General features: G+C 71.9%; 15 protein-coding genes. 6 read left to right on the forward strand and 9 right to left on the reverse strand.

The window, feature by feature from the left end:
* Positions 1-82: 82 nt before the first annotated feature.
* From CP983_RS25110 to CP983_RS25130, 5 genes are all read left to right on the forward strand, one after another.
* The gene (locus tag CP983_RS25110) at positions 83-1,531 is read left to right on the forward strand and encodes an MFS transporter (protein WP_229914807.1); all 1,449 of its coding nucleotides are present in this window, start codon (positions 83-85) and stop codon (positions 1,529-1,531) included.
* A gap of 177 nt (positions 1,532-1,708) precedes the next feature.
* Complete coding sequence (locus CP983_RS25115; RefSeq protein ID WP_125529776.1) at positions 1,709-2,470, forward strand: DeoR/GlpR family DNA-binding transcription regulator; 762 nt, start codon at positions 1,709-1,711, stop codon at positions 2,468-2,470.
* A 39-nt stretch (positions 2,471-2,509) separates the two neighbouring features.
* On the forward strand, positions 2,510-3,457 hold the full coding sequence (gene pfkB, locus CP983_RS25120; protein WP_150501958.1) for a 1-phosphofructokinase: 948 nt from the start codon (positions 2,510-2,512) through the stop codon (positions 3,455-3,457).
* Between the two features lie 247 nt (positions 3,458-3,704).
* Positions 3,705-5,804 carry a PTS fructose transporter subunit IIABC gene (locus CP983_RS25125; RefSeq protein ID WP_150501960.1) on the forward strand — a complete coding sequence of 700 codons (2,100 nt, stop codon included), beginning with the start codon at positions 3,705-3,707 and terminating at the stop codon, positions 5,802-5,804.
* 119 nt (positions 5,805-5,923) lie between these two features.
* Positions 5,924-6,178: a hypothetical protein gene (locus tag CP983_RS25130; protein ID WP_150501962.1), complete on the forward strand. Its 255-nt coding sequence runs from the start codon at positions 5,924-5,926 to the stop codon at positions 6,176-6,178.
* Positions 6,179-6,241: 63 nt separating this feature from the next.
* Here CP983_RS25130 and CP983_RS25135 read toward each other — a convergent pair whose 3' ends face one another.
* The 4 genes from CP983_RS25135 to CP983_RS25150 form a co-directional block, all read right to left on the reverse strand.
* On the reverse strand, positions 6,242-6,988 hold the full coding sequence (locus CP983_RS25135) for a DUF6227 family protein (RefSeq protein ID WP_107905886.1): 747 nt from the start codon (positions 6,986-6,988) through the stop codon (positions 6,242-6,244).
* Between the two features lie 189 nt (positions 6,989-7,177).
* Positions 7,178-8,392, reverse strand: a complete 1,215-nt coding sequence (locus CP983_RS25140) for a L,D-transpeptidase (protein ID WP_150501964.1) — start codon at positions 8,390-8,392, stop codon at positions 7,178-7,180.
* A gap of 180 nt (positions 8,393-8,572) precedes the next feature.
* Entirely contained in the window at positions 8,573-9,601 is a 1,029-nt protein-coding gene (locus CP983_RS25145) for a P1 family peptidase (RefSeq protein WP_126901843.1), read from the reverse strand.
* Positions 9,602-9,649: 48 nt separating this feature from the next.
* Positions 9,650-10,888 carry a low temperature requirement protein A gene (locus CP983_RS25150; protein ID WP_150501966.1) on the reverse strand — a complete coding sequence of 413 codons (1,239 nt, stop codon included), beginning with the start codon at positions 10,886-10,888 and terminating at the stop codon, positions 9,650-9,652.
* 145 nt (positions 10,889-11,033) lie between these two features.
* Between CP983_RS25150 and CP983_RS25155 the strand changes: the two genes are divergently transcribed.
* Positions 11,034-11,219 carry a hypothetical protein gene (locus CP983_RS25155; RefSeq protein ID WP_107905882.1) on the forward strand — a complete coding sequence of 62 codons (186 nt, stop codon included), beginning with the start codon at positions 11,034-11,036 and terminating at the stop codon, positions 11,217-11,219.
* Between the two features lie 4 nt (positions 11,220-11,223).
* Here the strand turns inward: CP983_RS25155 and mscL are convergent, their stop codons facing one another.
* The 5 genes from mscL to CP983_RS25180 all read right to left on the reverse strand — a co-directional run bounded on the left by mscL (position 11,224) and on the right by CP983_RS25180 (position 15,208).
* Positions 11,224-11,682 carry a large conductance mechanosensitive channel protein MscL gene (gene mscL / locus CP983_RS25160; protein ID WP_107905881.1) on the reverse strand — a complete coding sequence of 153 codons (459 nt, stop codon included), beginning with the start codon at positions 11,680-11,682 and terminating at the stop codon, positions 11,224-11,226.
* Positions 11,683-11,811: 129 nt separating this feature from the next.
* Positions 11,812-12,360, reverse strand: a complete 549-nt coding sequence (locus tag CP983_RS25165) for a hypothetical protein (RefSeq protein WP_150501968.1) — start codon at positions 12,358-12,360, stop codon at positions 11,812-11,814.
* A gap of 241 nt (positions 12,361-12,601) precedes the next feature.
* A complete protein-coding gene (locus CP983_RS25170) occupies positions 12,602-13,444 on the reverse strand; it encodes an S-methyl-5'-thioadenosine phosphorylase (RefSeq protein WP_107905880.1) in 843 nt (280 codons plus the stop codon).
* A gap of 80 nt (positions 13,445-13,524) precedes the next feature.
* Positions 13,525-13,848, reverse strand: coding sequence for an FmdB family zinc ribbon protein (locus CP983_RS25175; RefSeq protein WP_150501969.1), 324 nt, complete (start codon positions 13,846-13,848; stop codon positions 13,525-13,527).
* 67 nt (positions 13,849-13,915) lie between these two features.
* Entirely contained in the window at positions 13,916-15,208 is a 1,293-nt protein-coding gene (locus CP983_RS25180; protein ID WP_150501971.1) for an MFS transporter, read from the reverse strand.
* Positions 15,209-15,260: the final 52 nt, after the last annotated feature.

A 15,260-nucleotide genomic window follows, 5' to 3' on the forward strand; every position in this document is an offset into this window, starting at 1 on the left:
CGAGGCCGTGACGCAGGCCGCCCAGGCCGCCCAGGCCGCCCAGGCAGGCGACCGCCGTCGATGGTTCGCCCTGGCCATCGTGATGACCGCGGCCTTCATGGACCTCGTCGACGTCACGATCGTCAACATCGCCATCCCGTCGATCCAGCGGGAGGCCGGCGCGTCGTTCAGCCAGATCCAGTGGATCACCGCCGGCTATGCGCTCGCCTTCGCCGCCGGTCTGATCACCGGCGGCCGTCTGGGTGACATACACGGCCGAAAGAAGCTGTTCCTGATCGGTATCGGCGGCTTCACGCTGGCCTCGGCGCTGTGCGGCTTCGCCGCCAACCCGGAGATGCTGGTCGCCTCGCGCATCCTTCAGGGCGCGATGGCGGCGCTGATGGTCCCGCAGGTCCTGTCGATCGTGCACGCCACGTTCCCGGCGCACGAACGCGGCAAGGTCTTCGGTCTGTTCGGCGCGGTCGTCGGACTCGGCGCGGTCACCGGCCCGCTGCTCGGCGCGCTGCTGACGGAGTGGAACCTGTTCGGTCTCGAATGGCGCCCGATCTTCCTGATCAACCTGCCCGTCGGCATCGCGGGTCTGATCCTGGGCAGCCGGTTCATCACCGAGTCCAAGGCGCCGAAGGCGCTGAAGCTGGACCTCGTCGGCGTCGCGCTGGTCACCATCGGTCTGCTGATGCTGCTCTACCCGCTGACCCGCGGCCGTGAGCTGGGCTGGCCGGTGTGGGGGTACGTGTCGATGGCGGGCGCGTTCGTGGTCCTCGCGGTGCTGGTGCTCTTCGAGCGCCGGAAGGCGGCCCGCGACGGCTCGCCGCTCGTCGAACTGTCGCTGTTCAAGGTGAAGAGCTTCGCGGCCGGTATCGCCGTACAGACCGTGTTCGGTGTGGCGCTCGGCATCTTCTTCCTGGTCTGGACGCTGTACATGCAGTTCGGTCTGGGCTGGAGCCCGCTGAAGGCCGGCCTCACCGGCATCCCGTTCTCGATCGCGGTCTCGACGGCGGCCGGTCTGTCCGTGCAGCAGCTGGTCCCGCGCTTCGGCCGCAAGGTGCTCCAGGCGGGCGCGCTGGTGATGGGGCTCGGCGTCCTGCTCTACATCTGGGAGGCGAACCGTTACGGCCTGTCCATCGCCCCCTGGCAGATGGCCCTGCCGCTGGTCGTGATGGGCGTCGGCATGGGGCTGATCGTGGCGCCGCTGACGGACGCGATCCTCTCCGAGGTGCCGCGCGAGCACTCCGGTTCGGCGTCGGGCCTCATCAACACCGTCCAGCAGATGGGCAACGCGCTCGGCCTCGGCCTGGTCTCGGTGGTCTTCTTCGGCGTCGTCGACGACAGGCTCACGGAGGCCAAGGAGCGCACGGCGGCCGGCCTGGCCTTCGCGGACGGCTTCCAGAACGCGCTGTGGTGGGTCGCCGCGGTGCTGGGTGTCATCTTCCTACTGATGTCGGCGCTGCCCAAGCGGCCGGCGCAGCACGTCGAGGGCGCCGACGACTCGGCGCCGGCGACGGACAAGGAGCCCGCGCTCGCGGGCTGAGAGCGGGGGAGGGGAGGGGCCCGGCACTTCGGTGCCGGGCCCCTCGTCGTTTCCGTATCGCCCATGCCGAAAGCCCAGTCATGCCCGATTGAGCCCGAACCTGTTTACTTTCCAGAAATCCGGGCGTAGCCTCCTCGCGAAACCACAAGTTCGGGCACAGTTCGGAGGCGAACGGACATGTACGCACCGGAGCGGCAGCAGGAGATTCTCCGGCTGGCCCGTGACGGCGGCCGGGTGGACGTCCTGTCGCTGGCCGAGGAGTTCCAGGTGACGGCGGAGACGATCCGCCGGGACCTGAAGGCCCTCGACCGCGCCGGGCTCGTACGCCGGGTGCACGGTGGTGCCATCCCCGCGGGGCGCCTGGACTTCGAGCCGGACCTCGCCGAGCGGGAGGGCACGGCGGCCGACGAGAAGGACCGCATCGCCAAGGCCGCCCTCGCCGAGCTGCCCGCCGAGGGCACGATGATCCTCGACGCCGGTACGACGGTGGCCCGCATGGCCGCCGCACTGCCGCTGGAGGCGTCCCTCACCGTCGTCACGCACAGCCTGCCCATCGCGGCCCGCCTCGCGGACCACCCCGGCATGCAGCTGCATCTCATCGGGGGGCGGGTGCGGCACCGTACGCGCGCCGCCGTGGACGCCTGGGCGCTGCGGGCGTACGGCGAGATCCGGGCCGACGTCCTGTTCGTCGCGGCCAACGGCTTCTCCGCCGAGCACGGTCTGACCACCCCCGACCTCGCCGAGGCGGCCGTGAAGCGGGCGGCCGTGGCCGCGGCCCGCCGGGTGGTGCTGCTCGCCGACTCCTCCAAGCACGGCCAGGAGCACTTCGCCCGCTTCGGTGACCTGGGCGACGTGGACCTGCTGATCACCGACAGCGGGCTGAGCCCCGAAGACGCCACCGCCATCGAGCGCGGCGGCACTGAAGTGCTCTGTGTCTAGAGCGGCACAGAAGTGCTGTGTGTTGAGAAACGAGTGCGCATGATCCTCACCGTCACCCCGAACCCGTCCCTGGACCGCACCTACGAGGTCCCCGCCCTCGACCGCGGCGAGGTCATCCGCGCCACCGGCGAGCGCATGGACCCGGGCGGCAAGGGCGTGAACGTCTCGCGGGCGGTCGCGGCAGCCGGGCGGCGCACGGTCGCGGTGCTGCCCCTGGGCGGCGCGCCCGGCGCGCTCGTCGCCGACCTGCTCGACGCGCAAGGCATCGAGGTCGCACCGGTCCCGGTCGCCGGCGCCACCCGCTCGAACATCGCCCTCGCGGAGTCGGACGGCGTACTCACGAAGATCAACGCACCCGGCCCCGAACTGTCGGCGGCCGAGCAGGAACTCCTCCTGGAGACCGTCCGCGAGCAGTCGCGCGACGCGGACTGGATCGCCTGCTGCGGCAGCCTGCCGCGCGGTCTCGCGCCGTCCTGGTACGCCGATGTCGTCGCCCGGGCGCACGCGGGCGGCGCGCGGATCGCGCTGGACACCTCCGGGCCCGCCCTCCTCGAGGCCCTGCGTGCCCGCCCGGACGTGGTGAAGCCGAACGCCGAGGAACTCGCACAGGCCGTCGGGCACCCCCTGACCACCGTGGGCGACGCGGTGAAGGCCGCCGAGGAACTGCGCGGCATGGGCGCGGGCGCCGTGCTCGCGAGCCTCGGCGCGGACGGACAGCTGCTCGTGGACGACGAGGGCGCCTGGTTCGGGAGCGCGCCGGTGGGCGCAGTGCGCAGCAACGTCGGCGCGGGCGACTCCTCCCTCGCCGGGTTCCTGATCGCCGGGGGGAGCGGGCCCGAGGCGCTCGCCTCCGCCGTCGCACACGGCGCGGCTGCCGTCCGGCTGCCGGGCAGCGTGATGCCTTCGCCGGCCGACCTGGATCTGGCGGCGGTGACGGTCACGGCCGACGTGCCGGTCGACCGCGTACTGAAGGAGCCGGTGTCATGACGAATGCCGTGGACGTCACGTTTCTTTCCGGTTCGGCTCCTGCCGGTTCGACGGCCGACCGGCCGGGCTCACCGTTACTCACGGCCGGTCACGGCCTGCGGGTCCCCCTCCTGAGCCGCCCCGCCGCCCGGGGGAGGCGTGGTTTCCCCTACCCCGTCTCCGTCACCCCCGCCGCCCCCCACACCGCCCCCGTCCCCTTCTCCGCCCACGAGACTCCCCGGGCGATACGCGTGCGAAGGAGCCCGCGATGAGCGACATGATCACCCCGGACCTGGTCGACCTCGACCTGTCCGCCGGGACCAAGGAAGCGGCGGCTCGCGCCCTCGCCGAGCGCATGGTGGCCAAGGGCCGGGTGACCGACCTGGAGGGCTTCCTCGCCGACGTGGCCGCCCGTGAGGCGCAGATGCCCACCGGCCTCGACGGCGGCATCGGCATCCCGCACTGCCGCAGCGAGCACGTCACCGAGCCGACGCTGGCCTTCGGGCGCAGCGCCGCCGGCATCGACTTCGGCGCGACGGACGGCCCGGCCGACCTGATCTTCCTGATCGCCGCTCCCGCGGGCGCCGACGACGCCCATCTGACGATCCTGTCCGCACTGGCCCGGCAGCTGATGAACAGCGAGTTCACGGACGCGCTGCGGTCGGTGGGGGACCCGGCGTCGGCGGCGGCACTGATCCGGGGCGAGGAGCCCCCGGCGGCCGCCGCTCCTTCCGAAGACTCCGTGGCGTCGTCGGTGGCGGCCTCCGCCGACGCCGCCACGGACACGACGGCCCCGGTGCCGGGAGCGCGCACCGAGGGCGTGAACGCCCCGGCGCCGGGCGCCCCGGCCGAGGCGCCCGCCGACGCCGAGCGCCCCTTCCGGATCGTCGCCGTCACCTCCTGCCCGACCGGCATCGCCCACACCTACATGGCGGCCGAGTCGCTGGAGAACGCGGGCCGTGAGGCGGGCGTCGAACTCGTCGTCGAGACGCAGGGCTCGGCCGGCTTCACCCGGCTCGACCCGGCCGTCATCGCGGCGGCGGACGGCGTGATCTTCGCCCACGACGTGGCCGTACGCGAGAAGGACCGGTTCGCCGGCAAGCCCACCGTCGACGTCGGCGTGAAGGCGGGCATCAACCGCCCGGCCGCCCTCATCGCCGAGGTCCGTGCCAAGGCCGAGCGCGGCGAGGCCACGGCGGCCGCCCGGCCCGGCACTCCGGTGGAGCGCGCGGGCGAGCCCGGCGAGGGCTACGGCACCAAGCTGCGCAAGTGGCTGATGTCCGGCGTGAGTTACATGGTCCCGTTCGTCGCCGCCGGCGGTCTGCTGATCGCCCTCGGCTTCGCGATCGGCGGCTACCAGATCAACGAGGCCAAGTCGGTCACCGAGCACTTCGACTGGGGGCAGGTCGACAGCTGGGGCGCGCTGCTGTTCCAGATCGGCGCGGCGGCCTTCGGCTTCCTCGTCCCGGTCCTCGCCGGCTACATCGCCTACGGCATGGCCGACCGGCCGGGTCTCGTGCCCGGCTTCGTCGGCGGTGCGATCTCGGTGACGATCGGCGCCGGGTTCCTCGGCGGTCTGGTCGCCGGTCTGATCGCCGGTGGTGTCGTCCTCGCCATCCAGCGCATCGACATCCCACCGGTGCTGCGCGGCATCATGCCGGTGGTGGTGATCCCGCTGGTGTCCTCGGCGGTCGTCGGCTTCCTGATGTTCGTGGTGATCGGCAAGCCGATCTCCGAGGCGCAGAAGGCCATGACGGACTGGCTGAACGGCCTCTCGGGCACCAACGCCGTCCTCCTCGGCGTCCTCCTCGGCCTGATGATGTGCTTCGACCTCGGCGGTCCGGTCAACAAGGTGGCGTACACCTTCGCGACGGCCGGCATCTCGGTCGCGGCGCCCAGCGACTCCGCGATGAAGATCATGGCCGCCGTGATGGCCGCCGGCATGGTCCCGCCGCTCGGCATGGCCCTGGCCACCACCATCCGCAAGAGGCTGTTCACCACCGCCGAGCGCGAGAACGGCAAGGCGGCCTGGGTGCTGGGCGCCTCCTTCATCTCCGAGGGCGCGATCCCGTTCGCGGCGGCCGACCCGCTGCGCGTGATCCCCGCCTCCATGGCGGGCGGCGCCGTCACCGGCGCGCTGACGATGGCCTTCGGCTCGACCCTGCGCGCCCCGCACGGCGGCATCTGGGTCACCTTCCTGATCGGCAAGCCGTTCCTCTACCTGCTGGCCATCGCGGCCGGTACGGCGGTCACGGCGGGCCTGGTCATCGTGCTGAAGGGCATGCGCGGGACGGCCCCGGACGGCACCCCGGCCGCGGAGTCCCCGGCGGCCGCCACCGCGGAGGCGAAGCAGCCGGTGGCGGCGTAGCCCGCCCCGGGACGAGCCGACCGCTTGTCCCTTTCGGGCGCTGTGAGTTGTTCACGGCACCTGCGATATACGTCACGGTCCGGGCCAATAGGCCCGGACCGTGGTGTCTACTGGGGCGCATGCCAGAAAATGTCTCGGTCCTCCAGCTGCTGGGCCCTGTCGTCCTGGCCCTGGCGGCCGTGCTCTGGGTGATGGGACTCGTCCGCCTCCTGCGCCGCAACCGCCCCGAGGTGACCCCCTGGCAGGCCGACCCGATGCTCCCGGGGCTCCCGCACCAGCGGCAGACCGCCCCGGCACTGGAGGCCGTCGAGCTCACCCCGGCGGAACGGGACGCCTTCGCGGGCCTGGTGCGCCGGCTCGGCGACGGCCACTGACCGGCCGCACCCCTTCAACAGCCGCACCGCCTCAACCGGCGCTCCACCGATGCCGCTTCGGCGCTACGAGACCTGAGCCGCCCGCCGCTCCATCGCGTCCCGCGCCGCTTCCTCGGTGACGTACACCTCGCACATGTGCCGCCCGTCCGGCGTCGCCGTGTGCTCGACCTCCCAGAGGGAGACCTCCTCGCCGTCGCGCAGCAGGAAGGCGTGCTCGTAGAGCGAGAAGCAGAGCCCGGCGCGGCCCGCACGGCACGGGCGTCCGAACGCCTGCGTGATCTGGTGCGCGAACGCCGTGGTCAGCAGCGTGGCCGTCTCCGTGCCAGGCCGGTCGGCGTTCTCCGCCCGGCGCAGCAGCCTGCGCGCGTGGTCCGCCGAGTCGTCCGGCACGTAAGCGTGCCGGGGCGTGGGTATCGGCGACAGCTGCACCGTCACCGGCAGTTCGAAGTCCGGCGCGTCCGGCGGCAGCGGCAGCCGCGCGGTCGCGGCGCGCAGCTCCTCCTCGTCCGCGTACACCTCGTGCTGCGGCTCGCGGCCGCGCGCGGTGTTGTGGACGAGCTCCCACAGGGTGAGCGCCGAGCCGTCCGCGAGCAGCCAGGTGTGCCGGTACGTCTCGCGGTGCAGCCCCGCGCTGTGGTGCGCGGAGTGCAGCGAGCTGTCGTGGGCCAGCGCGCAGTCGAGCCGCCGTATCGCCTCGTCGGGCAACTCGAATGAATTCAGGGCACGGCCGAGGAGTCGCGCGAGATGCTCCTCCGGAGACTCCGCCGACTCGGGTGGTTCGTACGCTGCCGTCTCGTACGGAACGCTCAAGGTTTCTCCCGGCGTTGCTGCATGTCACCTTGTGGGTGCATACCGTAGCCCCTCGGTCGGACATCATGTCCGGGAACCGAGAAAACGTACGTCCGGTAAAACGCGCGGGCCGCACGAGAAGTTCCCGCGCGGCCCGACGAACTGTCAAGAATCCCTGCTCGGACGGTACTTCGGTGGATCACACGGTGATCACGCGGCGCTGCCGGTGACCCACTCGCTCCACGCCATGTTCCAGCCGTTGAGGCCGTTGTCCGGCGTCACGGTCTTGTCGGGGGAGTTCTTGACGATCACGACGTCACCGACCGTCGAGTTCTCGAAGAACCACTTGGAGGGCGTGTCCCCCTGTCCGCCCTGCACGTCCTGGAGGCCGACGCAGCCGTGGCTGGTGCCCTGGCGGCCGAAGGGCGGGTTGCCCTTGTTGTACCAGTAGTTGCCGTGGATGAAGGTCCCCGACTGCGTCAGCCGCATCGCGTGCGGCACGTCCGGGATGTCGTACGCGTTGGCGAGGCCGACGGTCCGGCTGTCCATCCGCAGTTTCTCGAACTTCTCGGTGATCACCATCTGCCCGTTGTACGTGGTGAACTCCGAGCTGCCCGCCGAGATCGGCACCGACTTGAGCGTCTTTCCGTCCCGCACGACCGTCATCGTCTGCGTGTCGACGTCGACCGTGGAGACCTGCGAGTGGCCGATGGTGAAGGTGACCGTCTTCTTCTGCACGCCGTAGACGCCGTTCGCGCCCTCGACGCCGTCCAGGTCGATCTTCATCGTGACCTTGGAGCCGGCCTTCCAGTACTCCTCGGGCCGGAAGTCGAGCCGCTGCTCGCCGAACCAGTGCCCGACCACCTTCTGCCCGCTGGAGGAGGAGACGGTGATGTGCGACTGGACGGCCTTCTTGTCGCCGATCGCCTTGTCGAAGTTGAACGACACCGGCATCCCGACGCCGACCGTGGTGCCGTCGTCGGGCGTGTACGTCCCGATGAAGCTGTTGGCCGAGGAGACGGTGGTGAAGGTGGAGTCGGCGGCGGTGCTGCGCCCGTCGCCGTCCTTCGCGGTGGCCGCTATGCGGTACTTCGTCCCGCGCTCAAGCTGCTCCTTCGGCTTCCAGGCGCCCCCGTCGGCGGTCAGGGAGCCCGGCACGGCCTGCCCGCTCTCCGCCACCGTCATCTTCACCTCGGTCAGCTTGCCGTCGCTGACCTTCACGCCGGTCGAGTTGATCGACGCCCCGTTCGAGCCGTCCTTCGCCGAGATCTCGATCGTCGCGGCGGACGACTTGGAGTCCTTGCCGGCCTTGTCGTCGTTGTCGGCGTTGGCGCTGCCACCGCAGGCGGTGAGCGTCAGGGCGCCGATCATCAGGGCGGCACAGGCCCCCAGTGCGCGCCGCGCTGCTATGTCCGGCGTTGTCAAGGTCTGCTCCATCTTCATGCGATCTGCGGGATGCGTTCCGTTCCAGGGGGGAAGAGGTGACTGCCCCCGGACCGGGTTCCCAGCGTTCGCGGTGAATGCAGTCACGTGACAGAACCGCGACAATCGCCGACACGCAGCAGCGGGGGAGGGGCCGCCGGCCGGCCCCACCACCGCGGATCCCTACGCCTCCCCGTACAACTCCCCGTAGGACGGCCACAGTCCACCCGGTCCGTCCACCGACTCTGCCGCGCGCAGGGCCCGCACGATCGCCCGGGTCACCGCGTCCGCGCCCGCCGCGAGGATCTCGTTCAGCGCGAGCGGATGCCCGGCGTCGAGCGGGCGCTCCCCGGTGGCCATCGCGAACACGGTGTCCCCGTCGTTGAGCAGATGCACCGGCCGCACGGCCCGCGCGATGCCGTCGTGCGCCGTGCCGGCCAGCTTCTGCGCCTGTGCCTTCGACAGGTCCGCGTCGGTGGCGACCACGGCGAGCGTGGTGTTCAGCGGGGGCGGCGCGTTCTTCGCCGCGATCTCGGTGAGCCGCAGCCGCGCCGCCCGGTGGACGTCCTCCTCGGGATACCTCACCCGTCCCTGCAACAACTCCCCGTACAGCGCCCCGGTCTCGGGATCCACGGCCGACCCGGCCGCGTTGGCCACGACCAGCGCGGCCACCGTGATCCCCGAGTCGAGGACGGTGCTCGCGGTGCCGATCCCGCCCTTGACCGGACCGACGGTGGCCCCCGTGCCCGCGCCCACGCAGCCCTGCCGCACCGGGGCACCGGGTTCGCTCGCCGCGGCCGCCTCGACCGCCGCCCGGCCGGTTGCCGCGTCCGGCCGTGCCCGGAAGTCGCCGCCCCGCCCGAGGTCGAAGACACAGGCGGCGGGCACCACCGGCACGACGTGCGCCGGGTCCGCCCCCACCCGCACCCCACGCCGCTGCTCCTCGAGCCAGGCCATCACCCCGGACGCCGCGTCGAGTCCGTACGCGCTGCCGCCGGTCAGCACGATCGCCTCGACCTTCTGCACGAGGTTGCGCGGATCGAGGGCGTCCGTCTCCTTGGTGCCGGGCCCGCCGCCACGCACGTCCACGGCGGCGACGGCCCCGCCCTCGGGCGCGAGCACGACGGTCGTGCCGGTGAGCCAGCCACCCCCGGCCCGGGTCTCGTGCCCCACCCGCAGTCCGGCGACATCTGTCAGAGCGTCAACTGTCATGGGGCCAGTCTCGTCCAGCCCCGCTCCCGCGCGGCGTCGTACCGGCGGTCAGGCCACCGGTGTTCTCGTCGCCGTCCCGCGGTCCTTGGGCGTCATGCGTGCCGACAGGGTCTCCCCGGTCACCACCGTGAGCGCCGAGACGATGCCGGCTGCCAGCACCCCCCAGTCGCCCAGGAACGTGCAGCAGATCACCAGCAGGGCCGCGGTCGGCAGCACCAGCTGCTGGGCGATGCCCACCTTGAAGTAGCGCGAGTGCAGCAGCCAGACCGTGAGCAGATACAGGGCCGTCGGCAGGGTCACCGCGGCCGACGCGGCCAGCGTCGAGATGTGCGCCTTGCCCACGGTCTGCTCGACCGCCACCTCCAGCCCCGCGCCGATCGCGGCCGCCGAGGCGAAGACCACGTAGTGGCCGTAACCCCACAGGAACGCCTGCCTGTTGGATCTCAGATGACCGTGGATCGGCACCACGAAGTAGATCCACCACGCGGCGAAGATGATCAGCAGCCCACCGGCGGCGATCGGCAGCAGATCGCCCAGGGCGTCGTTCTCGTCGATGCCGGTCTTCACCGCGACCGTGGCCGCCGCGATGGTCTCGCCGAGCACGATGATCGTGAACAGGCCGTACCGCTCGGCGATGTGGTGCGGGTGCCAGGAGGTGGGGTGCTCCCGCTCCGCGAACGGCGGCACGCACATCTCCAGGATCGCCATCGCCAGGAACCACCAGGGCCGGACGTCCTCGGGCAGGACCACCAGGCCCACCCAGCCGATCTGACACAGCAGCACGCCGCCGGCGTACCGCAGGGCCATTCTCCGCTCCGGCCCCGAACTCGACCGGGCCACCCGCAGCCACTGCCCCACCAGGGCGAGCCGCATGATCACATAGCCGATCAGCACCGCCAGGTACTCGTGGTCCTCGAACGCCCGGGAGATCCCGGCCGCCAGGACGAGCACACCGGCGATCTGGAGCAGGGTGACGACGCGGTACAGCACGTCGTCGTTGTCGTAGGCCGAGGCGAACCAGGTGAAGTTCATCCAGGCCCACCAGATGGCGAAGAAGACCATCGCGTAGTTGAGGATCCCCTCGCCCGCGTGGCTCTCGGCGACCGAGTGCACCAGCTCGATGCCGGCCTGGGCGATGGCCACGACGAAACACAGGTCGAAGAAGAGCTCCAGCGGAGTGGCGACCCTGTGGGTCTCACCACGGCCACGGGCACTGAGCCTGCGCAACGGGCGTCGGCGTCCCTGGGGGCGGGGCGAGTCCGGCGCGGGAGTGGAACTGGACGTCATGGGGACAAGCAGAGCAGATGGAGCGGGGAATTTCTCCCGTAGGGGATCACCCGCGTGCGGGGGAGGGGAGCCGTCCGCCAGGCGCCCGCCGCCGGGGGCGCCGTCGGCGCGAGGGCCGTCCCCGTCGGGGCCGTACCCTGGTCGCATGAGCACCGCCCCCGACGCCGTCCCCGAGCAGCCCGAGCCGAAGGCCGCGCTGGTCTTCGACGACCCGCTGGACCAGCAGTCCTCGGACGACACGGACCGTGGGTGGGGCGACCGGCAGGGCGGCGGCGACAGCGCGGCCGACCTGAAGCGGTTCCTCGACGAGAAGCCGCCCCACCACATCTGAGCCGTTACCGCTCGTCGTGCCCCGAGCCGCGCTGGGCGACCAGCGCGTCGCGGATCTCCTTCAGCACCTCCAGCTCGGTCACCTCGATGACCTCGTGCGTGCTCTCCTTCGCCTTGCGGCGGGCCTCCACGCGGGCCAGGTACTTCGCCATGGGCAGGACCATCAGGAAGTAGACGACGGCCGCGGTGATCACGAAGCTGAGGGTCGCGCCGAGCACCGATCCCCACAGGATCTGGATGCCCTCCTCGCCCTTGCAGGACGAGCTCAGGCACGAACTGTAGTGATCGAGGTTCTTGGTGCCGATCGCTCCGACCAGCGGATTGATCACGCCCTTCACCACCGCGGTCACGATGTTGGTGAAGGCGGCACCGATCACCACCGCGACCGCCAGGTCGACGACGTTTCCGCGCATCAGGAAAGCCTTGAAGCCCTCCCAGACGCTCGGTCCCTTGTTCTCGCTCACTTCCGAGCCACCCCTCGCACACACAGCTTGTGGAACAGACCGCTCCGCAACCTACGTCAGCGCTCGGCCGTCCTGTCCAATCGGTCCCCTCCATCGAGCGACTTGACAGCGGGTCGCGCTTGATCGGGCTCAGCACACTGTCACCGCCAGCCGGGCCGTCGCGCTCGCTCCGGCGAGGCGGGCCGCCGTGGCACGCGGCACCGACAGCACGACCAGCGCCCCGCTCTCCACAGCCGCGTCCAGCGGCTCCGGCACCTTCGTCACCCGCGCCCCGCGCGCGACCACCCGCGCGTCACCGCCCGTCGCGGTCTCCTGCGCGGCGATCACATCGACACGGTCGCCGGGCCGCAGCAGCCGCACGGTGGCCCCGTCGGCGATCCGCACCGGCGCGGACACCCGCTCGACGGCCCGGTGCTGGCGTACCGGTTCCGCCGCCGGATGCCCCCGCGCCCCGTCGGCCTCCCGCGGCCCCGCCGCGACGAGCGCCGCCGCGGTCACGGCGAGCCCGGCCGCGAGGGCCCGCCTGCGGTGCCGCACGAGCCGGCGCAGCCGATGCCGCCCGCCCCGCACCCGTACCGGAGCGAAGTGCGGCACCTCGCAGGTGGCCGGGGCGTCGGTGCCCGGCGGCAGGGGCGCGCGCGGGGAAGAGTGGGAAGGGAACGGCGGAGCAACGGACACGGGGACCACCACCTGCGACGACGGAACGGCTTGCCCGCTCACGATGAGCCATCGCGCCGCCGCCCGCCGGGCCCTGTGGACGACCGGCCGGCTGTGGAAAACTCCCCCACCCGAACGAGACGTTCCACCGGACCGAGACCCGGCCGGGCCCGCGTTCAGAGGCCCCAGAAGGCGAGGCCCCGGTCCCAGAAGGCGAGGCCCCGGCTCCAGCCGCGCCCCGCTCCGAGGCACCCCGCGCCCGCTACGGCAACACGAACCCCGGATCCATCCCGCCCAGCGCCTTCGTGCACAGGCAGTCCCGGTCCTCGTTCGCCGGCAGCCCCGCCACCGCGTCGAAGAGAACCCCCCGCATCCGGTCCACGTTCGCCGCGAACACCCGCAGTACCTCGTCGTGGGAGACGCCCTCGCCCGTCTCGGCGCCCGCGTCCAGGTCGGTGACCAGCGTCAACGACGTGTAGCAGAGCTCCAGTTCCCGGGCGAGCGCCGCCTCGGGATGGCCCGTCATGCCCACCACGGACCAGCCCTGCGCCTGGTGCCACAACGATTCGGCACGGGTCGAGAAGCGCGGCCCCTCCACCACGACCAGCGTGCCGCCGTCCACCGGCTCCCAGTCCCGCCCGTGCGCCGCCTTCAGCGCGGCCGCACGCCCGGTGGGGCAGTAGGGGTCGGCCAGCGACACGTGCACCACGTTCGGCACGGTGCCGTCGGGCAGCGGCAGCCCGTCGAAGTACGTCCCCACCCGGGACTTCGTACGGTCGACCAGCTGGTCCGGCACCAGCAGCGTGCCCGGTCCGTACTCGGGCCGCAGACCGCCCACCGCGCACGGTCCGAGGACCTGGCGCACGCCGAGCGAGCGCAGTGCCCAGAGGTTGGCCCGGTAGTTGATCCGGTGCGGCGGCAGATGGTGGCCGCGCCCGTGCCGGGGCAGGAAGGCGACCCGCCGGCCGGCGATCTCGCCGAGGAAGAGGGAGTCGCTGGGCGGCCCGTAGGGGGTCTCCACCTGTATCTCGGTCACGTCGTCGAGGAACGAGTAGAAACCGGAGCCGCCGATCACGCCGAGTTCGACGTTCGCCTTGTTCGCCATGTCCGCACCCTAACCGGACCCGGATATGCCGAGGACCCCGTCGCCGTACGACGACAGGGTCCCGTAAGAAGTGGTGCGCCCTACGCGGCGGAGCTGCTGGAGGAGCTGCCCGTGCTCGACGACTTCGAGTCCGAGGAGGACGAGGTCGACGAGGTGGAGGACGACGAGGAGGAGTCGGACGAGGAGGACGACGACTTCGAGGAAGCCGGCGAGCTGCTCGACGAGGAACCGCGGCTGTCGTTGCGGTAGAAGCCCGAGCCCTTGAAGACGATGCCGACCGCGGAGAAGACCTTCTTGAGGCGTCCCTGGCAGTTGGGGCACTCGGTCAGGGCGTCGTCGGTGAACTTCTGCACCGCCTCGAGGCCCTCGCCGCACGCGGTGCACTGGTACTGGTAGGTCGGCACTGTCTTCCTCCTGGCACTCTCACTCGATGAGTGCTAACGACGGTCCATAGTGACGTATTCCAGCCGCTCAGTCCACTGCCACCGGCACTCGGTGACCCACGCCACGTGCCACCGTACGGCCGGCGGACCGCGTCGCGAGCCGTGACCGCAGTGCCAGCAGGGTCACGAGGGCCAGCAGTGTGCCGCCCGTCGGCACCAGGAAACCGGCGCCGCCCCACAGGCGGTCCTCCAGCTGCCCGGCGACCGTCACGGCGGCGGCCTGGCCGAGCGCGACCGCGCCGGTGAGCCAGGTGAAGGCCTCGGTGCGGGCACCGGCCGGGACCAGGCTCTCGACCAGGGTGTAGCCGGTGATCAGCGCGGGCGCGATGCACATGCCGACGAGCAGACCGAGGCCCGCCAGGGCGAGCACCGAGTGCGCGGCCCACAGGCCGGACGCGGCCAGCGCGAGGGCGGCGTAGCCGACGACGAGGCGGCGCTGCGGGGCCACCTTCCAGGCGATCGCGCCGCACGCGATGCCGGAGATCATGTTGCCCGCGGCGAAGGTGCCGTAGAGGACGCCGTTGAGTCCGGGTTCGCCGATCGACTCGGTGAAGGCGGCCAGCGAGACCTGCATACCGCCGAAGACGGAACCGATGCCGAGGAAGGTCACGATCAGCACGCGCACCCCGGGGACGCGCAGCGCCGAAGTGTGCTCCACGCGTGCGTGCCCGGCGGCCGTGACCGAGGGCTGGGTGCTCTTCTGCGCGGCGAACAGCAGACCGCCGAACAGCGTCAGCGCGGCCTCCGTGACCAGGCCCGCGGCCGGGTCGACGGCGGTGCACAGAGCGGTGGCCAGCAGCGGGCCGACGACGAAGGTGAGCTCGTCGGTGACCGACTCGAAGGCGGCGGCCGTCGTCATCAGGGGCGAGCCCTGGAGCTTCACGCCCCAGCGGGCCCGCACCATGGGGCCGACCTGCGGCACGGAGGCGCCGGTCGGCACGGCGGCCACGAACAGCGCCCACAGGGGTGCGTGGGCCAGCGCCAGCCCGGTCAGGGTCAGACCGGACACGGTGTGCACGAGGACGCCGGGGATCAGGACGGCACGCTGTCCGTAGCGGTCGGCGAGGCGGCCGCTGTAGGGCGCGAACAGTGCCATGGAGACGCCGGTGACGGCCGCGGCGGCGCCCGCCGCACCGTAGGAACCGGTGGTGTGCTGGACCAGCAGCACGATGGAGATGGTCAGCATCGCGAACGGCTGGCGTGCCGCGAAGCCGGGGACCAGGAACGTCCAGGCGCCGCGGGTGCGCAGCAGCTGTCCGTATCCGGGGCGGGAGGCGGCGGACGAGTCCTTCGACGGCTCGTGGGTGACCGTGGACGCCACGGCCCGTGCCTTTCTGCCACCTGGTAGCGCGGCCCCTGCGGGTGGGGGGCGG

Origin of the sequence: Streptomyces chartreusis, from assembly GCF_008704715.1 — a bacterium.
Lineage (GTDB): Bacteria > Actinomycetota > Actinomycetes > Streptomycetales > Streptomycetaceae > Streptomyces > Streptomyces chartreusis.